This window comes from Ensifer sp. YR511, assembly GCF_900103045.1.
Taxonomy (GTDB): Bacteria; Pseudomonadota; Alphaproteobacteria; order Rhizobiales; family Rhizobiaceae; genus Ensifer; species Ensifer adhaerens.
The window spans coordinates 167,032-186,663 of the sequence record NZ_FNGR01000003.1; the positions used below are offsets into that span (position 1 = coordinate 167,032).

The 19,632-nt window shown below is 62.6% G+C and carries 13 protein-coding genes and 1 tRNA gene; 6 read left to right on the forward strand and 8 right to left on the reverse strand.

The genetic code is table 11. From position 1 onward, the window contains the following. Positions 1-6: 6 nt before the first annotated feature. Positions 7-471 (reverse strand): iron-responsive transcriptional regulator RirA, encoded by a 465-nt coding sequence (rirA, locus tag BLU15_RS07975; protein ID WP_034801384.1) that lies wholly within the window; start codon positions 469-471, stop codon positions 7-9. A 213-nt stretch (positions 472-684) separates the two neighbouring features. On the opposite strand from rirA, the gene BLU15_RS07980 reads away from it, so the two are divergent. Then, a complete protein-coding gene (locus BLU15_RS07980; protein ID WP_370689548.1) occupies positions 685-1,704 on the forward strand; it encodes a Fe(3+) ABC transporter substrate-binding protein in 1,020 nt (339 codons plus the stop codon). 80 nt (positions 1,705-1,784) lie between these two features. Here BLU15_RS07980 and BLU15_RS07985 read toward each other — a convergent pair whose 3' ends face one another. The 3 genes from BLU15_RS07985 to BLU15_RS07995 form a co-directional block, all read right to left on the reverse strand. Further along, positions 1,785-2,840 carry a M48 family metallopeptidase gene (locus BLU15_RS07985; RefSeq protein WP_090294930.1) on the reverse strand — a complete coding sequence of 352 codons (1,056 nt, stop codon included), beginning with the start codon at positions 2,838-2,840 and terminating at the stop codon, positions 1,785-1,787. Beyond that, on the reverse strand, positions 2,830-3,921 hold the full coding sequence (locus BLU15_RS07990) for a YjgN family protein (RefSeq protein ID WP_090294932.1): 1,092 nt from the start codon (positions 3,919-3,921) through the stop codon (positions 2,830-2,832). The genes BLU15_RS07985 and BLU15_RS07990 overlap by 11 nt, the downstream gene beginning before the upstream one ends. Positions 3,922-4,154: 233 nt before the next feature. Next, complete coding sequence (locus BLU15_RS07995; protein ID WP_034800841.1) at positions 4,155-5,651, reverse strand: CoA-acylating methylmalonate-semialdehyde dehydrogenase; 1,497 nt, start codon at positions 5,649-5,651, stop codon at positions 4,155-4,157. Positions 5,652-5,779: 128 nt separating this feature from the next. Here BLU15_RS07995 and BLU15_RS08000 point away from each other — a divergent pair, with 128 nt between their 5' ends. After that, the gene (locus tag BLU15_RS08000; RefSeq protein ID WP_034800840.1) at positions 5,780-6,661 is read left to right on the forward strand and encodes a LysR family transcriptional regulator; all 882 of its coding nucleotides are present in this window, start codon (positions 5,780-5,782) and stop codon (positions 6,659-6,661) included. Positions 6,662-6,692: 31 nt separating this feature from the next. Here BLU15_RS08000 and BLU15_RS08005 read toward each other — a convergent pair whose 3' ends face one another. Then, the gene (locus BLU15_RS08005; protein ID WP_060584011.1) at positions 6,693-8,456 is read right to left on the reverse strand and encodes an adenylate/guanylate cyclase domain-containing protein; all 1,764 of its coding nucleotides are present in this window, start codon (positions 8,454-8,456) and stop codon (positions 6,693-6,695) included. 248 nt (positions 8,457-8,704) lie between these two features. Between BLU15_RS08005 and BLU15_RS08010 the strand changes: the two genes are divergently transcribed. Continuing rightward, positions 8,705-8,905 (forward strand): hypothetical protein, encoded by a 201-nt coding sequence (locus tag BLU15_RS08010; protein ID WP_060516485.1) that lies wholly within the window; start codon positions 8,705-8,707, stop codon positions 8,903-8,905. 49 nt (positions 8,906-8,954) lie between these two features. Here the strand turns inward: BLU15_RS08010 and BLU15_RS08015 are convergent. Together BLU15_RS08015 and BLU15_RS08020 are read right to left on the reverse strand one after the other, a co-directional pair. Next, positions 8,955-9,031 (reverse strand) — tRNA-His (locus tag BLU15_RS08015). A 189-nt stretch (positions 9,032-9,220) separates the two neighbouring features. Further along, complete coding sequence (locus BLU15_RS08020; RefSeq protein WP_034800834.1) at positions 9,221-9,670, reverse strand: phasin; 450 nt, start codon at positions 9,668-9,670, stop codon at positions 9,221-9,223. Positions 9,671-9,900: 230 nt separating this feature from the next. On the opposite strand from BLU15_RS08020, the gene BLU15_RS08025 reads away from it, so the two are divergent. Together BLU15_RS08025 and BLU15_RS08030 are read left to right on the forward strand one after the other, a co-directional pair. Then, positions 9,901-13,599: an ATP-binding protein gene (locus tag BLU15_RS08025; RefSeq protein WP_090294933.1), complete on the forward strand. Its 3,699-nt coding sequence runs from the start codon at positions 9,901-9,903 to the stop codon at positions 13,597-13,599. Between the two features lie 92 nt (positions 13,600-13,691). Then, a complete protein-coding gene (locus BLU15_RS08030; protein ID WP_090295126.1) occupies positions 13,692-15,374 on the forward strand; it encodes an ABC transporter permease in 1,683 nt (560 codons plus the stop codon). Between the two features lie 287 nt (positions 15,375-15,661). Here the strand turns inward: BLU15_RS08030 and BLU15_RS08035 are convergent, their stop codons facing one another. Next, complete coding sequence (locus BLU15_RS08035; RefSeq protein WP_090294935.1) at positions 15,662-17,614, reverse strand: acetoacetate--CoA ligase; 1,953 nt, start codon at positions 17,612-17,614, stop codon at positions 15,662-15,664. 186 nt (positions 17,615-17,800) lie between these two features. Here BLU15_RS08035 and BLU15_RS08040 point away from each other — a divergent pair, with 186 nt between their 5' ends. Beyond that, the gene (locus tag BLU15_RS08040; protein ID WP_090294936.1) at positions 17,801-19,618 is read left to right on the forward strand and encodes an AsmA family protein; all 1,818 of its coding nucleotides are present in this window, start codon (positions 17,801-17,803) and stop codon (positions 19,616-19,618) included. Positions 19,619-19,632 lie beyond the last annotated feature (14 nt).

Sequence of the window (19,632 nt, forward strand, 5' to 3'; positions counted from 1 at the left end):
GAGATATCAGGCCGCCGAGGTCTGCGGACGCTTGGTTTCTTCCAGACCGAGCAGGAAGTTGATCTGCGGGCGCGCCTTGACCAGGTCGTCAATCGTGTAGCCCTGCAGCACTTCGAAGAAGGCGTTCAGCGCCTTGCGGAGCGCCGAGTTCAGGCCGCAGCTGTCGACGAGCGGGCATTCGATCTCGCCCGCCTCGAAGCACTCGGCCATCGCGAAACTGTCTTCCGTCACCTTGACGACGTCGAACAGCGTGATCGCCGAAGCGGGCTTCGGCAGGCGCACGCCACCGTTACGGCCACGCACCGTTTCAACGAGGCCGGCCTTGGTCAACGGCTGCAAGATCTTGAAGAGAAACAACTCGGAAACACCGTAAGCCCTGGCGATTTCGGGAATGCGGCTGAGCTTTTCCCCGTTGGCGGCGCAGTACATCAACATGCGAACCGCGTAGTTCGTTTGCTTCGTCAGACGCATCATTCACTCCGGCATCGAGAGGTTCACGAACTCATCATATAGGACGGATCGTAGTTTGGAACAATTCCAAAAAGCCAGAAAAATCACTTCTTGTTGAGCGTTTACGGTTTCCTGATTGACTGTTTTCAGCGCTCCGGTCAGAAAGATGAGGAATTTTGTTAACTTAGCTCAAACAAGAAAATGGAGGAAGCGATGTCCGTTTCAAGAGCAGCGATGGGCGTTCTGTCCCTGACGGCAACCCTGCTGGCAACGAGCGCCGCCTGGGCCGATGGTGAAGTCAATATCTACTCGTACCGGCAGCCCGACCTGATCAAGCCGCTGCTCGACGCCTTCACCAAGGAAACCGGCATCACCACCAATGTGCTCTTCCTCGACAAGGGCCTCGTCGAGCGCATCCAGGCCGAAGGCGCCAACTCGCCGGCCGACGTGATCCTGACCGTCGACATCAGCCGCCTGACCGAAGCCAAGGATGCAGGCGTAACCCAGCCTGTCGTCAACGAGACGATCAACAAGGATATCCCGGCGCATTTCCGCGACCCTGAAGGCAACTGGTTCGGCCTCACCACCCGCGGCCGCGTCGTCTACGCATCCAAGGAGCGCGTCGCCCAGGACGACATCACCTATGAAGAGCTTGCCGACCCCAAGTGGAAAGGCAAGATCTGCACCCGCGACGGCCAGCACTCCTATAACATCGGCCTCTTCGCTTCGATGATCGCCCACCATGGCGAAGCCGAGACCGAGAAGTGGCTGACCGGCCTCAAGAACAACCTCGCCAAGAAGCCTGACGGCGGCGACCGCGACCAGGCCAAGGCGATCCTGGCCGGCGAATGCGACCTGGCACTCGGCAACACCTACTATGTCGGTCTGATGATGACCAACGAGAAGGAGCCGGAACAGAAGGATTGGGCAGCGGCGATCAAGGTACTCTTCCCGAACGCCAAGGACCGCGGCACGCACGTCAACATTTCGGGCATGGCACTCGCCAAGAATTCCCCGAACAAGGACAACGCGCTGAAGCTGATGGAATTCCTGTCGGAAGGCGAAGCCCAGAAGATCTACGCCGAGCAGGTATTCGAATATCCGGTTCTGCCGGGCGCCGAGCCGTCTGACGTCGTGAAGTCCTTCGGCACGATCAAGCCGGACGAACTGCCGCTCGCCGACATCGCCGCAAACCGCAAGAAGGCTTCGGAACTGGTCGACAAGGTCGGCTACAACGACGGTCCGCAGGACTGATCAACAAGGCAATTGCTTGAATGCGAACAGCGGGCCACCGGCCCGCTGTTTTCGTTTCAACAAGCGAAATTCAAGGAGGCTCATTGCGCCTTGGCGCGCAACTCCGCGGCGTAGTCGAGGATCGCCTTGCGCCGCTCCGGCGTCCCTGGATGCGTTGAGAGAATGCTGGTGTCGCCGTGATCGTCTAGCTTCTTTTCAAGCAGGTCGAAGAAGCGCGCGGCCGCCGTCGGATCTCGCCCTGCCTTCTGCATCAGCTCGACCGAGTGTCGGTCGGCAGCAGTTTCCGCGCCGCGCGAATAGGAAAGCGACAAGAGACCAGCGCCCTGCACCAGGACGTCGTCCACGCCCGAACCGATATCGCCGCCGATCATCATGATGAGGCCGGCAACGCCGGCAGCACGGTAGATCTGCCGCAGACTATGTTCGAGCTCGACATGGCCGATCTCGTGCGCCAGCACGCCAACGATCGTTTCGGTATCGTCCCCGGCAAGTTCGATGAGCTCGTCGGTGACGACCAGCGTGCCATCCGGAAGCGCAAACGCATTTGGTCCGACCACACCGCCCTTGCGGAAATTGAGCGTGTAACCGGCCTCGCCGCGGCCTGATCGGGCGGCGATTGCCTTGAAGCCGTCGCGGATCCTTTCCTGCCGCTCAATCGCCAGCTGCGTTTTGTCGAACAGTGTCTGATCCATCGTCTCCATCGTGCCCTTCGACATCATCTCCGGCACGATCGGCGGGGTCACGAGGACGGCGACCTCAACGAGCGCAGGAACCGCATAGCGATAGATGGCAACGCCGCACAGCACGGTGGCTGCGACGACGGCGATGAGACGTGGACGAAAGCGCTCCCATTCGTGGATGTGGTTGACCCTGCCATTCAGCTTCAGAAAACGATCGACTGCCTCGTTGTCCGGCGTTTCGAACAACGAACCGTCTGCAAATTCGACGCGACGCGGTATCGCTCCGACGCGGTCGGAAATATCGACACTTGCCAAGGTGCCACGGGCAAGTTCGGTGCTCGCATCGTCTACGGCCCTAAGGCTGCCCCCCTCTTCCAACAACCGCGAGGGCACCGACCGGCTGGAACCGGCCGGATGCCACTCGCCACGTGCGATCTCGATGCTGCTAGAAGCCAAAATCGAACCCTTCGAAATCCATGAATTCCGCTCCAACCGCCGACGCTTCCGCTTCGATTTCGCTCATCAGCGTTCCGACGGCGCCAAAGACGGTTACGCCCGTCAGGGCCCATTTGTAACGGGCCATGCGGACAGCCGCCCAAGGTCGCAGCAGGCCCAGCGTCAGGATGGTGACGACGAAGTTCGATATGGCGATCCACGTGTAGCGGCCCCGAGAAAGACCGCTGAGGAACCGATGTTTTCCGTCAAAAACCGTCGCCCCCCAAACGGCGTTGCGCACGGCTGCACTGTAGAACAACGCGATGACTGCGTAGAAAGACATGGACGCCACATATCCTGCGCCCAAGCCTACCCATCCCCACCTCGGATCGTTCAGCGATTGGAGCAAACTTGGCGATGCGCGAAGCGTTCCCATCAAGATCGCGAAGACAACAACGCCAAGAACCAGCGCAAGCCCCACACCCAGGAACATGCCGCGATAGAGCGGGCCGAACGGCGGGTTGGTCTCAAAGGCCCTGCCGCCAAAGCGCAGGTTCGATCCGACGTAGCGCCCAACCCATCGGCTTGCGAGCGGCGTCAGTAGGCCCAAGGTGATAATGGAAAGGAACCCGCCCAGAATGAACGCCTTGAAGGCACCGCCCATCGTGCCGACGAAGTCGAAGCGGACGTTGCGGTAGCTCGTCACCCGTGCGCTGAAGCGCAACCCGCGTGCGGCCAGCCAGGGAACGAAGAAGAGCGAAAGCAACAATAACGCGATGCCGACGATCGGAACGAATGTGAGCAGAAGATTGTAGAGGATCAGATAGCCGAAAACGATCACTCGCCCGATCAGGATCTGCTTGCCCTTGGCATGGTACTCGAAGGTACGGCCGAGCAGAACCGTGTTTCCGTAGAAGTATCGGTTGCGCCGGACCTTTGCCCAGGCGGAATAAATGCCAAGCGTGACGATCGTCAAAAACACGTTGACGATCCAGATGCCGAAATATTCCTTGCCGCTCCCCATGAACGAGAAACGGTGAAAATCGATCGACACGTCGCGTGTCGGCGCTGCTTGAACCGACGTCGCTTCAGCCACGACCATGATGGGCCCCTCCGTCCATCCTTTGTGCATCGGGCGCGCCGCAATGCGCTCCGACAGCACATGATCAAACACAAATCGTCTGGTGCGCCCCCGCCCGCCAGACTGCCGTTGGAGCAGCGATCAATTCACGACCCTTGCCCACGGTTCGCAAGTTAGTTGTGCCGTATCGCCGAATGCAACAAAAAAGGGCCTCCCGAAGGAGGCCCCGAGGCGGGAGGATCTTTATCCCGTAGTTACTTCATCGTCGGCATGACGAACTCGGCACCGTCCTTGATGCCCGAAGGCCAGCGCTCGGTGATGGTCTTGGTGCGGGTCCAGAACTTGATCGAGTCCGGGCCGTGCTGGTTGAGATCGCCGAAGGACGAGGACTTCCAGCCGCCGAAGGAGTGGTAGGCGAGCGGAACCGGGATCGGAACGTTGACGCCGACCATGCCGATGTTGATGCGCGAAGCGAAGTCGCGGGCCGCATCACCGTCGCGGGTGTAGATCGCGACACCGTTGCCATACTCGTGCTTCATCGGCAGGTCGAGGGCTTCCTCGTAGGTCTTGGCGCGGACGACCGAGAGAACCGGTCCGAAGATTTCCGTCTTGTAGATGTCCATGTCCGGCGTGACGTTGTCGAACAGGCAGCCGCCGATGAAGTGGCCCTGCTCATAGCCCTGCAGCTTGAAATCGCGGCCGTCGACGACGAGCTTGGCGCCTTGCTCGACACCGCTGTCGATCAGGCTGCGGATGCGCTGTTCGGCTTCCTTGGTGACGACAGGGCCCATATCGGCCTTCTCGTCGGTGTAGGGGCCGATGCGCAGGCTTTCGACCATCGGGGTCAGCTTGCTGATCAGGCGGTTGGCGGTCTCTTCACCGACCGGGACGGCAACCGAGATCGCCATGCAGCGCTCGCCGGCCGAGCCGTAGCCGGCGCCCATCAGGGCGTTCGCGGCCTGGTCGAGATCGGCGTCGGGCATGATGATCATGTGGTTCTTGGCGCCACCGAAGCACTGGGCGCGCTTGCCGTTCATCGCCGCGGTGCCATAGACGTAGCGGGCGATCGGGGTCGAGCCGACGAAGGAAACGGCAGCGATATCCGGATGCGTCAGGATCGCGTCGACAGCCCCCTTGTCGCCGTTGACGACGTTGAGGATGCCTGCCGGCAGGCCAGCTTCGATCATCAGTTCGGCAAGGCGGATCGGAACGGACGGATCACGCTCGGACGGCTTCAGGATGAAAGCGTTGCCGCAGGCGATGGCCGGGGCGAACATCCACATCGGGATCATGGCCGGGAAGTTGAACGGGGTGATGCCGGCGCCGATGCCGACGGCCTGGCGGATCGAGTACATGTCGATGCCGGGACCGGCACCTTCGGTGAACTCGCTCTTCTGCAGATGCGGAATGCCGATGACGAATTCGCAGACTTCGAGGCCACGGATGAGGTCACCCTTGGCGTCTTCGATCGTCTTGCCATGCTCGCGCGACAGGATCTCGGCGAGCTCGTTCATGTTGGCGTTCAGAAGTTCGACGAACTTCATGAAGACGCGGGCGCGGCGCTGCGGGTTGGTGGCCGCCCACTTCGGCTGTGCTGCCTTGGCGCTTTCGACGGCTGCCGAAAGTTCCGCGTCGCTTGCCAGCGCCACGGTGCCCTGCACTTCGCCGGTTGCCGGGTTGAAGATGTTGCTGACGCGGCCGCTCTTGCCGGCGACGCGCTTGCCATCGATGAAATGACCGAGTTCGTACATGAATGGTTCCTCCAGATCTTGATTGTGGCGGCATGATCGCACTACGATTTCAACAAATCAATTTCCGATATTCAGCAACCGTTGTGCAAAAATTGAAGTCCAACGGTTTTGTATAGGATTGTCGCACTATGAACTGGGACGATGTCAGAATGTTTCTAGCCGTCGCGCGGACCGGACAGATCCTGGCCGCATCCAAGCGGCTCGGCGTCAATCATGCCACGCTCAGCCGTCGGGTGACTGCGCTGGAAGAGGCGATGAAGACACGGTTGCTCGTTCGTCGGCCGAACGGTTGCGAACTGACCGCCGAGGGCGAAATCTTCCTTGCGGCAGCCGAGCGCATGGAAACGGAAATGCTGGCGGCGCAATCGCAGATCGGCCGGATCGACACGGCGATCGCCGGCACGGTGCGCATCGGTGCACCCGACGGTTTCGGTGTTTCTTTCCTCGCGCCCCGGCTCGGCCGGCTGACGGCGCGCTATCCGGAATTGAAACTGCAGCTCGTGCCGGTCCCTCGGTCTTTCTCGCTGTCGCAGCGCGAGGCCGATATCGCGATCACCATCGAACGTCCGGAACAGGGGCGCCTCGTTTCCTCGAAGCTCACCGACTATACGCTCGGCCTCTACGCCTCGGCGGACTATCTCGAAAAGCACGGCACGCCGCAGACGATCGACGATCTCCGGGAGCACCGCCGCATCGGTTACGTCGAGGACCTGATCTTCACGCCGTCGCTGAACTTCTCCGCCGAAATCATGCGCAGCTGGGACGCGTCGTTCGAGATCTCCAGCGCCACCGGCCAGACGGAAGCGGTGCGTTCCAGCGCCGGCATCGGCATTCTGCACAATTACATTGCCCGCCATGCGCCGGAACTAAAACGTATCCTGCCGGAAACGACCATCCGCCGTGCCTACTGGACCACCTATCACGAAAGCGCGCGCGATCTCGTGCGCGTTCGCACCGTCGTCGCCTTCCTGCAGGAACTGGTGACCGCGGAGCACCAGATCTTCATATGAAGCGCTCAAGCGCCTGACGTCGGCGCCGCACCTATAGCGAAATCCCGGCCTCCCGCAGGCCGTCAATCAGCCGCGGAATGACGGCCGGATCCTGGTAAGGCATCGCCCGCTTGAAGTGGTCGATGGAAAAGTCCGGATTGACCTCGAAGACCTCGTGCCAGTAGCGCCGCGCCTCCTCATGGCGTCCGGTGCGGCCATAAAGACAGGCGAGATAGAAGCGCGTCATGTCCGAACGCGGTGCCAAGGCCAGGCGCCGCTTGAAGGCAATCTCGGCTTCGTCGAAACGGCCGAGATTGAGCAGGGTCCGGCCGAGGAAATGCAGCGCCAGGTCGAACTGCGGATCGAGCCGGTGGGCGCGGGTATAGAAGGGCAAGGCCTCCTCGAACTGGCCCAGGAAATCCCTGATCGTGCCGAGCTGCGTGTGACCGCCGGCGGAGTTCGGGTCGAGCTCGATCGTGCGTTGGGCGGCCCGCTCGGCCTCGTCGAAGCGGCGCTTCCAGCAGAGCGCAATCGCGAGCGCGTGGTGGCCGTGGGGCTCGTGCTCGTCGGTCTCGACGGCCTTCTGTGCAAGCTTGAGAGCGCGCTCGATATTGTCGACGGTGCCACCGTTCCACCGGTTGATGTAGTCGGTCATGGCAATGATCGCGAGCGACGCATAGGCCGCGGCAAGCGCCGGGTCGATGGCGATCGCACGTTCGAGCATGCTGCGCGCCTCCGCAGACGATACCGCGTCGAACCGCAGGATCGCCTGACGCGACCGCACGAGCAGATCGTAGGCCTCCGGGTCGACCTTGCCGCGCCCCTCGCGCCGCTCCGTTTCGCCGGCCGTCAGCTTCACCTTGAGCGCCGTCACGATGGTGCGCGTCACCTCGTCCTGAACCTCGAAAATATCCTCGATGCCGCGATCGTAGCGCTCGGCCCAGAGATGGCCCCCGGTGGTGCCGTCGATCATCTGAGCGTTGATGCGAATGCGGTTGGCGGCGCGGCGCACGCTGCCTTCCAGCACATAGCGAACGCCGAGGTCGCGGCTCACCTGGCGGATATCCGCCGACTTGCCCTTATAGGCGAAGGAGGAATTGCGGGCGATGACGAAGAGGCCGGAGACCTTCGAGAGATCGGTGATGATGTCCTCGGTAATGCCGTCGGCGAAATAGCCCTGCTCCGGATCGCCGGACATATTGTCGAACGGCAGCACGGCGATCGACGGCCGGCTCGGAAGCTGCGGTGGCACCTCGGCGGCGACCTTGATGGGCGCGTCGGCATACTCGTCCGGCGACCAGCTCCAGATATGCACCGGCCGCTCGATGTTCTTGACCTCGTGATGGCCGCTGTCGACGAAAATGAGATCGATGCGGCCGTGCACATATTCGTGCACCCCGTCCGAAATCGCCACGCCGCCGGGCCTCGCAAGCGCCTCGATCCGGGCTGCGACATTGACGCCGTCGCCGTAGAGGTCGCTGTCGGCGACCATGATGTCGCCCATGTTGATGCCGACGCGCAGCACGATTTGCTGATCGTGGGGCACGTCCGCATTGGCGGAGATCATCGCCCGCTGCAAGGCAGCCGCACATTCGACCGCGTTGACCGCGCTGGAAAACTCGATCAGCACGCCGTCGCCCGTTCGCTTGAACACCCGGCCCTGGTGGGTTTCGACGAGCGGTTCCAGCACTTCGCTCCAGCGCGCCATGAGTTGCGTATAGGTGGTTTTCTCGTCTCGCTCCATCAGCCGGCTATAGCCAACGACATCAGCAGCCAGGATGGCGGCAAGCCGCCGTGTGATGGATTCTTTGGCCATGGATTGCGACGCCTTACTGGGAATCCTCTTGGCAAAATTTTACCGGCGGATGAGCCCTATGTCCATTCGAACCGGATCCGACCCGCGCCCAAGCGCTAGCCCGAATTGGGTATTGCCGCGACAGGAACCTGGCGCGGTATCCCGACGTTGCCTTCACAGGGAATTGAGCTGCTTGCTCAAGGCGATGGCTGCGAGCACGCCGGTCGCAATCGGCTCGCGCTCCCGTTTCGACAAAGGAGTGTGAAAGGATGCTTGTGTCCATACCGGGCCGGCCGATCCTGCCGGGTGAACTCACCAAGATCGACGATGTCTTCAAGGAAACACTAAGAGAGCGAGAGCTGTCGCGCCAGTCGGCAGAGGCAACGGCGCTCGCCGCCCGGCTGATCGAACTTTATCAGAATGGCGTACAGGATGTGGTGGCGCTCAGAGCCTTGGCCAAGCTGTTCTGACGAAGCAAGGCGCCCCGCAAATCGCGATACCTATCGTATAGGGAAGAAATGGTACGGTTGGTGGGAATCGAACCTACGACCTCAGGTGCCACAAACCTGCGCTCTAACCAACTGAGCTACAACCGCACATAAAGCGACATCAGTCGCTTGGCGGCTCACATACGGAGACTTCCGTCGCTTTGCAAGCCTTAACTTGAGATTATCCTGGAAAAAATCCGGATGGCAAGCCATCCGGATTCTTGGTTTTGGGCGCAGATGGCAGAATTCGGCGACAGCGGTCTGTCGCCATCGTTCAGCCGGCGCGGTCGGTTGACTTTAGACCTTCTTGAAGGACGACATCGCCTTTTCAGCGGCGTCCTTGCCCGGCTTGGTGACGTTTTCGGCAACCTTCTTGGTGGCTTCCTGCATCGACTTCGCCTGCTCGACCGCGAGTTCGGCCTGCTTGCGGACAAAGCTCGTCTGCAGTTCGACGAATTCCGACAGCGACTTCACGCCGAGCAGCGCTTCCATGTGAGACAGCGAGTTTTCGGCATTGGTGCGCAGTGCGTCGATGGCCTTGAGACCGAGTTCGACGGAGCCGGTCTGGGCGCTTTCGAGCGTTGCTTCAACGGTCTTCGTTGCCTCTTCGGCAGCGGTCTTCATCTTGGCATAGGCTTCCTTCGACTGGACGGCACCCTTTTCCGCGAAGTCGCGGAAGCTGTCGGTGAACTTCGCCGGGTCGAAAGAGGAAAGGGAAAATACGTCGTCGGTCTTCTTGGTAGCCATGAAAGCGCTCCTTGGTGTCTGGCCCTCTTCAGAGGCGCCGTTGATTGATGCGCATTATATAAACTACTTGCTTGTGCATTGCAATAAAATTGTGCAGTGCACAAAATCCGGAGAATTAACCTTTCGCGCTGAAAGCCGTGACGAAGCTCCGGCCCTCGCTGGACCCTTGCGGGCCTGCCGGGTATTAATAGAGTGTTAACCCGCAAGCGATCCGTCAATAGGCCCCCTTTATGCCCGCGAGACAGTATCCCTTCATTGATATCGCCGTGCATGCGCGGGTGCGGGAGCATTTTGCCCGCGGCGACGCGGCGATCCTGTTTTCGCGGAACTTTGCGCGCATTCTCTGGGCCAACGACCAGGGCGCGGCCTTTTTCGGCGCCGGGTCGATCTATGATTTCATCGATGCGGGACCGGATCAGGGCGAGCTGTCGCTGCGTCAGCTCAAGGCCGCGGGAGCGCAGCTCGTGCGCGCCGGCGACCGGCGCCAGCTTTCGATCCGGAAGTTCTCGGGTTTCCGCGGCACACCGCTCAATGTGAGCGTGGAGATGATCCGCGTGCGCCCGGACGAGGACGCGGTGCTCTTTACTGCACCGCATTCGGGCACGCCGCTGTCGCTTGAGGATCGTGCTGCGCGCATGATCGCCGGCCTCGACGGCCCGGACACCCACATGGCCGTTCTCGATGGCAACGGCGGCATCATCGCACACTCGCCGGGCTTCATCGATCTCGGCATGTCGGACGAGACGCGCAAGCAGCTCGTCGATACGGTCGGCCGAGACCACGACTGGCTGATCAAGCGCCCAGTCGCAACGCGGAAGGGGCACCTGCCGGCCGCGGTCGGCAAGATCGCCGACGAACCGTCGCTGCATCTGCTCTTTGCTGTCGAGACCATTCTCGGCACGCTCGATCCGGACGAAGAGACCTCGGCGGCGCAAGTGTTGCCGATCCTGCCGCTGGCCGAAGAGCTGGAACCGATCGCCGAGACACCGGCCCCGGAGGCAAAGGATATCGTCGAACCGGCCGAAGCGCCGGTCGAAAGCGCTGCACCAGCCGAAGACGCTGCCCTGGCCGACGCATTCGAACAGGCGGAGTCCGTCGAAGCGGTTGCCGCGCCACAGGACGATGGCGACCTTGAGGACGCAGACGTCCACGTCGCTGCAGGCCAGGTCGCTCTACCGGAGGAACCGGAGGCGCTTGCCGCCGCAGGTGCGGAAACTTCGGCGCAGGGCGTGGAGCCAGCGGAAGATGACGGCGAGCCGGCGCTTGCGGTCGCGACCGACGTGACCGCGACCGACACGCCGGTTGCCGCGGAAATCCCCGTGACGGAAGAGGTCACTCGCGAGGATGAGACGGTAGAGGCGACCGATGCCGGCACCACTGAAACGGAGCAGGCCGACTTCGCCTTCGTGCCCGGCGGCCGTGCGGTACGCTTCGTCTGGAAGATCGACGCCGAAGGCCGCTTCAGCGAGATTTCCGAGGAATTCGCCACCGCCGTCGGCCCGCGTGCCGCCGATGTGATCGGCACCACCTTTAACCACGTGGCAGCACGCTACGACCTCGATCCTGATCAGAAGATCGGCGCGCTGCTGCAGCGCCGCGACACCTGGTCGGGCAAGACGATTTTCTGGCCCGTGCAGGGCACCAGCCTCAAGGTTCCGGTCGACCTGGCGGCCCTGCCCACCTACTCGCGCTCACGCGAATTCGACGGCTTTCGCGGTTTCGGTATCGTGCGCCTTGCCGATGCCGTCGAAGACGAACACGCCAACGGCCTGACGTTCGGCGCCGCAACGGACATGACGGCAGAAGCTGCCGCGGAAGCGACGCCGTCGGAAGACCACGCGCATACTCCAGCGGTCGATCCTGAGACCGTCGGCCCTGAGATCGAGGAGCGGTCCGCCGACGAGGTGCAGGTCGTCGCGCAGAGGTCCTCCGAAACGGAGGCCGAGCCTGTCGCAGCTGCGCAGGATCGTGATGCGCCCCAAGACCAGACCCTCACCTCCAGCGAGGAGGCAGAGGCAGAGCCGAACCATGCAGCCGAAGTTGCCGCAGACGAACAGGTCGCCGCAACTGACGATCTCTTCCAGGGAGAGCGCCCTGCCCTACAGCTCGTCGACAACGCTGAGCCCCCCGTCTCCGACAAGATCGTCGAGCTCGAGAAACATCGCGCGGCGACCGCGCTGACGCGGGGCGAACAGGCGGCGTTCCGCGAGATCGCGCGGCAATTGGGCGAGCATTTTGGCAGGCCGGCGGAAACCGCACCCGCAGAGGAAAGCGACGCAGCGGCCGATGCAAGCACACCCTTCCCGGTAGACGCGCACGAAGCCATCACTTCCTCGACGCCAGCGGCAGAAGAACAGACTGGCGCGGAAGAAACCGGAGAAGAGACCGACGACGGCGCAGCCGAGGACGAACAGGCGAACGTGCATCTCGAGCAGCAAGCGGCAGATATCGGCCTTAGCGGCGAGATCCTCGACAGCCTGCCAATCGGTATGCTCGTGCATCGCGGGGAAGAGCTGCTGCACGCCAATCCGGAATTTCTGCGGCTCACCGCCTATGGCGACCTCGACGACTTTGTCCGGGAAGGCGGCCTTGACGCACTCTTTGCCAATGGCGAAGAGGCGACCGACCAGGAACCCGACGGCACGATGATGCTGATCCGCAGGGACGGTCAGATGCGGCCGGTCATCGCACGGCTGCACACGATCCGCTGGGACGGCCGGAGCGCGCTGATGCTGGCGCTGACGCCGGCAGCCGCGAACGCGCCGTCGACCAAAGCAGACGATGCCATCTCCGGTGACGACGTCGACCGTCTGAAGACGGAAATCGACGAACTCAAGTCCATCCTCGAAACCGCGACAGATGGCGTCGTGATTCTCGGGCATGACGGCGACATCCGCTCGATGAACCGCTCGGCAAGCGCGCTCTTCAACTATGACGAGGGCGAGATCCGCGGCAAACCTTTCGCCGCGCTCTTCGCTCACGAAAGCCAGAAGGCAGTGATCGACTACCTGCACGGGCTTTCCGGCCACGGCGTCGCGAGTGTGCTGAACGACGGACGCGAGGTGATCGGGCGGGAAGCGAATGGCGGCTTCATTCCGCTGTTCATGACCATCGGCCGGCTTTCGGCCTCCAATGGCTTTTGCGCCGTGATCCGCGACATCACCCAGTGGAAACGCACCGAAGAGGAACTCCGGAACGCCAAGCGCGCCGCGGAAACGGCCAATGCCCACAAGACCGAGTTCCTCGCCCGCGTCAGCCACGAGATCCGCACGCCGCTCAACGCGATCATCGGCTTTTCCGACATGATGGCGAGCGAGCATTTCGGCCCGGTCGGTCACCCGCGCTACATCGAATATGCCGGCGACATCGGCCGGTCGGGCCGCCACGTGCTCGATATCGTCAACGATCTGCTCGACATCTCGAAGATCGAAGCAGGCGAAATGGAACTCGATTTCGGCGCCGTCGAGATCAACGACGCGGTCTCGGAAGCCGTGTCGCTCGTCCAGCCGCAGGCCAACAGCCAGCGCGTCATCATCCGCACCTCGCTTTCGGCAGCCGTGCCGAACGTCGTGGCCGACGGCCGGTCGATCAAGCAGATCGCGCTCAACATTCTGGCGAACGCCATCCGTTTCACGCCGTCGGGCGGCCAGATCGTGGTGTCGACCTCCTACGAGGCGAACGGTAGCGTCATGCTGAGGATCCGCGACACCGGCGTCGGCATGACCCGCGGCGAACTGGACCAGGCGATGAAACCGTTCCGGCAGGTGACGACAGGCGCGCGCAAGCGTGGCGACGGCACCGGGCTCGGGCTGCCGCTCACCAAGGCGATGGCGGAGGCGAACCGCGCCCACTTCTCGATCACCTCGGCACCCAACGAGGGAACGCTGGTGGAAATTTCCTTCCCGTCACAACGCGTCTTGGCGAACTGAGGCCGGATGCTATAAGGAAATGTTGACTTGTGGTGGCCAGTTTGCTGGCCGCCCTTGGCCATTTCTTGCCGTCATGCCGCGGAATCGATCGATTGCAGTCCACATCTCAGAGCATCAAGCGCCGCCATGCGCGTGCCGGAACCGGTCTTTCGCATCCCCTGCTGGCGACATGGGCCGGATTGACATCGGTCATCGTGCTGATGCCGATCATCGCGATCGCCTGGCTGGCGATCTCGGGCGGCGGCGGCGACTGGCCGCATCTGATGCAGAACGTCATTCCGCGCGCCACCGGGCGCACGCTGCTCTTGATCTCGCTGACGGGTGCCGTGACCGCCTTCGCCGGCATCCTCACGGCCTGGCTTGTCGCAAGCTGCGAGTTTCCGCTGCGGCGCTTCCTGTCGGCAGCACTGGTGTTGCCGCTTGCAATCCCCGCCTATCTCGCTGCCTATGCGTTCGGCGAGCTTTTCACCTTTACCGGGCCGGTGCAGGGACTGATCCGCGCGATCTTCGGCTTCAAGACGAGCCGTGACTACTGGTTTCCGGATATCCGCTCGCTCGGCGGCGCCGTGCTCGTGCTGAGTTCGGTTCTCTATCCCTATATCTACCTCGCCTGCCGTTCGATGTTCCTGATGCAGGGACGCGCGGCCGCCGACGTCGCCCGCACGCTCGGCGCCGGGCCGCTGAAGGTGTTCTTCCGCATCCAGATCCCGATGGCCCGCCCGGCCATCATGATCGGCCTGACGCTGGTGGCGATGGAAACGCTGAACGACATCGGCGCGGTCGAATTCCTTGGCGTGCAGACGCTGACCTTCTCGATCTTCGACACCTGGCTGAACCGCGGCAGCCTCGCGGGCGCCGCGCAGATCGCCTGCATCATGCTGGTCTTCGTCATCGGCCTGATGATGATCGAGCGGGCCGCACGGCGGCGCCAGCGCTTCTCCAGCCAGAAGACGACGTCCGCCGTCCACGATGCTGCCCGGCTCATACTGTCCGGCTGGAAGAAGTGGGCCGCCATGGTCGCCTGCCTGCTGCCCGTGGTTTCAGGCTTTGCCGTACCCGTGCTGATCCTCGGCAATTATGCGCTCAAGCGCATCGACCAGTTCATCGAGCCGCGGCTGCTCAACGCGCTCTTTCATAGCATCCTCGTCTCAGGTGCGACCGCAACGGTTACCGTTCTGCTCGGTTTCGTGCTCGCCTATGCTGCGCGCACGGGGCATTCTCGGGTGAGCGACATCGCCGGGCGGCTCGCCTCCTTCGGCTATGGCGTGCCCGGCACTGTTCTTGCGATCGGCGTGCTCTTCCCGCTGGCCGCTCTCGACAACATTATCGATGCCGGCATGCGCGATACGTTCGGTATCTCCACCGGGTTGATGATGACCGGCACCGGCTTTGCGATCATCTACGCCTGCAGCGTGCGCTTCCTCACCATGGCCGAGGGCTCGCTCGAAGCGGGTTTCCAGAAGCTTTCGCCGCATCTCGACATGGCGGCGCGCGCGCTCGGCCGGACCGGCGGCCAGACTTTGCGCACCGTGCTTTTGCCGATGATGCGGCCGGCGGTACTGACCGCCGCTCTCCTCGTCTTCATCGAGACGATGAAGGAGCTTTCGGCAACGATCATGCTCAGACCCTTCAACTTCAACACGCTCGCCACGCTCGTCTACGAAGACGCGTCTCGGGCCAAGGTCGAAGACGCTTCGGTCGCCGCGATGATCATCGTCGTCGCCGGCATGATCCCGGTCATCCTCGTGTCGCGGTCGCTCGAACGCCGCTCCTGAGCCCCGTTCAGCAAGGCCTGGCGGGCGAGAAACGCAAAAAAAAGGTGGCTGGGAGGCCACCTCGATAGTTGAATGCTAAACCAACAATCGCTCGAGAAGTAACGACGTCATGTCCGCGACGGCATCTCTGCCGAACGCCGATCCAACATCGATCGGCCTCAAGTTGGCATGACCATGCGCCCCCAATCCTTAACAAGACCTTACCCGCCGGATCCGCAATTTTAGGGATTTTTCAGCAAGTCTGAAGCCTTGGTTAATTCCAATCACGCGAATCCGTTAACGCGCCCTCAATTTTTAAGGGCATCCAGTCCGGCGTAAAGATCAAGCGCCTCGGGGTTGGCGAGCGCCTCCTTGTTCTTCACCGGACGGCCGTGCACGACATCGCGGACCGCGAGTTCGACGATCTTGCCGGACTTCGTGCGCGGGATATCGGCGACCGCGATCACCTTTGCCGGCACGTGGCGCGGCGAGGCGCCGACGCGGATGCGGTTCTTGATCGCCTTCGTCAGGTCGTCGGTCAGGGCGACGCCGGCGGCGAGACGAACGAAGAGAACGACGCGCACGTCGTCTTCCCAGTCCTGCCCGATGCAGAGCGCCTCTGCGACCTCCTCCATCTGCTCGACCTGATTGTAGATCTCTGCCGTGCCGATGCGCACCCCACCGGGATTCAGCGTCGCGTCCGACCGGCCGTGGATGATGATACCGCCGTGTTCGGTCCATTCGGCGAAGTCGCCATGGCACCAGACATTGTCAAAGCGCTCGAAATAGGCGGCGCGATACTTGGCGCCCTCGGGATCGTTCCAGAACATCACCGGCATCGACGGGAATGCCTTGGTGCAAACGAGTTCCCCCTTCTCACCGCGCACCGATTGCCCCTCGTCGTTCCAGACGTCGATCGCCAAGCCAAGACCCGGCCCCTGGATCTCGCCGCGCCAGACGGGCTTCAGCGGGTTGCCGAGGACGAAGCAGGAAACAATGTCGGTCCCGCCCGAGATCGACGCAAGCTGAACGTCAGACTTGATGCCTTCGTAGACGAAGGAGAAGCCTTCCGGCGACAGCGGCGAACCGGTCGAGGTCAACAGCCGAAGGGTGGAAAGATCATGCGTGTTGGCCGGTACGAAGCCGCCCTTGCGCACGGCGTCGATGTACTTCGCCGAGGTGCCGAACACCGCGAACGTCTCGGCTGCGGCATAGTCGAAGAGCACGTTGCCGTCGGGATAGAAGGGCGAGCCGTCGAACAGGCAGAGGGTCGCGCCGACGGCCAATCCGGAAACCAGCCAATTCCACATCATCCAGCCGCAGGTGGTGAAATAGAAGAGCTTTTCGCCGCGGCGAAGGCCGCAGTGGAAACGATGCTCCTTCAGATGCTGCAGCAGCGTGCCACCGGCCGAATGCACGATGCATTTGGGAACGCCCGTCGTGCCCGAGGAAAACAGCACGTAGAGCGGATGGCTGAAGGGCAAGCGTTCGAAGGTCAGGGTTGTTGCCGCAAACGGCGCGATGAAATCGGCAAGGGTTGCGCCACCCTCGATCGAGGCCGCCAGCGCCGCGCTGTCGCCGGCATAGGGAACGATCAGCGCCGGCACGCCAAGGGCCTTGGAGACCGCGCGAACCTTCACATCGACGTCCTGGCCCTTGCCGTTGTACCAATAGCCGTCGCAGGCAATGAACAGCTTCGGCGTAATCTGGCCGAAACGATCGAGGACGCCCTGCTCGCCGAAATCGGGAGAACAGGACGACCAGATCGCGCCGATCGAGGCGGTCGCCAGCATCAACGCGATCGTTTCGGGCATGTTCGGCATCATAGCCGCAACGCGATCGCCGGGGCCGATACCCTGAGCCTTCAGCGCCTGCTGCAGGCGCGACACGAGCGCGCGAAGCTCGTCCCACGACAGGCGATACTCGACCTTGTCTTCACCGCGGAAGACGAGCGCGTCGCCGTCGCCGGTTTCGCGAAGAAGGTTCTCGGCAAAGTTCAGCTTCGCGTCGGGGAAGAAGCGAGCATCGAGCATGCGGTCGCCGTTGACGAGGGCTGTTGCGCCGCGTTCGCCGATGACGCCGCAGTGCTCCCAAACCGCGGTCCAGAAGTCGCCGCGCTCGGCCACCGACCAGGCGTCGAAGGCATCGTAATCCGCAAAGGTTCTGCCGAAGCGTTTGCTGCTCCAGGCGATGAATTCGGCCATGGGGCTATGCGCAAGGATTTCCGGACCTGGAACCCACAACGGCTGCTCTGCGTGCATGCTTTCCTCCACTCCTGCTCCATGCCCTCTATACCATGCTGCATCGCAAAATAAACAGCACCGGAAAGCGCCTCGTCATCGCGTGGACGACATTTACCTGTCTGTTGCCTGTCCGTCGCATTTGATTTCTGAGGACCGAAGGCCTATCCAAGCTCACGTGACCCAAGCGACGGCGACCAGGCGGACATGAGACGTAAATTTCTGCATATGATGCGCGACGTACGCCTGTTGTCGCAGCTGCGGCGCCGCCATTTCCTGTGGCCGGCCGCGATCGGCGTCGGGCTTGCAGCCGGCTACAACGCCGTCCTGCCTCTGGTGATTTCGACGACGAACGTGCGTCCGACCGTGGAGCATATGCTGGACGCCTGGTCCGGCGGAAAGAGCCGAATATCGGGCAATCCCGAGATCAGCTTCTGGCCGGAACCGACTTTGACGCTCCGCTCGGCGACGATCGAAACTACGGATGGATCGTCCCGCAAGCTCGCGCATATCGGCAGCATTACCGCGACGTTCAGCCTGTTTTCAGCGATCGACGGCACACCGGCGCTGGACGATATCCGGCTGATCGAGCCCGTCGTCACGCTCGAGCGGCACACGGACGGCACACTCAACTGGCAGCGGCCGCACTGGCTGAGTACCCCGGACACACAGGCTGCCGAGAAGGATACGCCGTTCGGCGATGTCACCGTCGAAAACGGCCGCCTGCAGATCATCGACCTCGTCACCAACCAGACCCGGGAATTTTCCGGCATATCCGGAACCGTCTCCTGGCCTTCGTTCACCAAGCAGCTCAGCGCCCGGCTTTCGGGAAGCCTTGGCGGACAGACGGTCGCCTGGACGCTCGAATGCAACGAACCGCTGATGCTGCTGACCGGCCACGATGCGGCGCTCAAGACGTCGCTATCCTCGGCGGCGCTCAGTCTCTCGTTCGAAGGCAACGGCAATCTCTCCCCTGCACCGACTGCCGCGGGACGGCTGCAGGTTTCGACGGCCTCGCTGCAGGCCCTTGCCGCCTGGTACAAAGGCAAGGCGGCGGGCGCATTGCCGGACAGCGGCTTCAGCCTCAGCGCCAACGTCACCAGCGGTAAGGCCTCGCTGAAGCTCGACGAGCTTCAACTGACGCTCGGCGGTGCCAACGCGACCGGCATCCTCGACATCTCCACGCCGATCGACGATATCCACCGCGTCGAAGGCACGCTCGCCTTCGACCGCATCGATCTCAATGGGCTGCAGCCGTTCATCGACCCGCTGGAGCCGGACGAACTCACACAACAACTCGGCGACGCGTTCGCGCGCAGCTGGCGTGCCGATGTGCGGCTGTCGGCGCAGGAGGCACTGGTAGGCCCGCTACGGCTCGAAGATCTCGCCGCCGGCGTCATCATCGATCACGGGCGCGCCTCCATCGACGTCGCCGACAGCACCTATGCCAACGGCCGGCTCAGCGGGCGGCTCGCCGCTTCGGAAGAGGGGCTGGCCGGCGGTGGCCGTCTGGAACTGGTGCTGAAGAATGCCGACCTTGCTGCCGCCCTTGCTGACTTCGGTTTCACCGGCCCGGTTCCGACCGGCCGGGGCAATGTCAATCTGGACCTTACGACGGAACACCCGTTCTGGCGCGCGCAGGTGGCCGAGGCTTCCGGCCGCATCAGGCTTTCGCTCGCCAACGGCAACCTCACCGGCTTCGATGCAAATGCCTTTGCGAACCTTGTCCGGGCCGGCGAATTCTTTTCGCTGGCGCAGGCGAGCGATGGCAACTTCGCCTTCCAGACGGCGGATATCGAAGCCAGCTTCGGGGAAGGGTCGGCGCGGCTGAACCGAGCGCTCTTTGCCGGCCAGACCGGCAATCTCTCGGTCAACGGCGTCATTCCCTACCGCAGCGGCAGCCTGGCGCTCGCAGGCACCTACACCGACACATTGAATGCCGGGCAAAGGCTGCGTTTCTTCGTCGGCGGTTCCTGGCCGAATGCAGTGATCTCCCCCCTGTCGGTTCTTGGCGAACCCAACTGAAAACGGCCGGCGTC

Bases quoted from the DNA above. Each gene is read 5' to 3' on its own strand.
- BLU15_RS07995 (WP_034800841.1), bottom strand. From the start codon at position 5,651: ATGTACGAACTCGGTCATTTCATCGATGGCAAGCGCGTCGCCGGCAAG.
- BLU15_RS08020 (WP_034800834.1), bottom strand. From the start codon at position 9,670: ATGGCTACCAAGAAGACCGACGACGTATTTTCCCTTTCCTCTTTCGAC.
- BLU15_RS08025 (WP_090294933.1), top strand. From the start codon at position 9,901: ATGCCCGCGAGACAGTATCCCTTCATTGATATCGCCGTGCATGCGCGG.
- BLU15_RS07990 (WP_090294932.1), bottom strand. From the start codon at position 3,921: ATGGTCGTGGCTGAAGCGACGTCGGTTCAAGCAGCGCCGACACGCGAC.
- BLU15_RS08035 (WP_090294935.1), bottom strand. From the start codon at position 17,614: ATGCACGCAGAGCAGCCGTTGTGGGTTCCAGGTCCGGAAATCCTTGCG.
- rirA (WP_034801384.1), bottom strand. From the start codon at position 471: ATGCGTCTGACGAAGCAAACGAACTACGCGGTTCGCATGTTGATGTAC.
- BLU15_RS08040 (WP_090294936.1), top strand. From the start codon at position 17,801: ATGAGACGTAAATTTCTGCATATGATGCGCGACGTACGCCTGTTGTCG.
- BLU15_RS07980 (WP_370689548.1), top strand. From the start codon at position 685: ATGGGCGTTCTGTCCCTGACGGCAACCCTGCTGGCAACGAGCGCCGCC.
- BLU15_RS08010 (WP_060516485.1), top strand. From the start codon at position 8,705: ATGCTTGTGTCCATACCGGGCCGGCCGATCCTGCCGGGTGAACTCACC.
- BLU15_RS08000 (WP_034800840.1), top strand. From the start codon at position 5,780: ATGAACTGGGACGATGTCAGAATGTTTCTAGCCGTCGCGCGGACCGGA.
- BLU15_RS08005 (WP_060584011.1), bottom strand. From the start codon at position 8,456: ATGGCCAAAGAATCCATCACACGGCGGCTTGCCGCCATCCTGGCTGCT.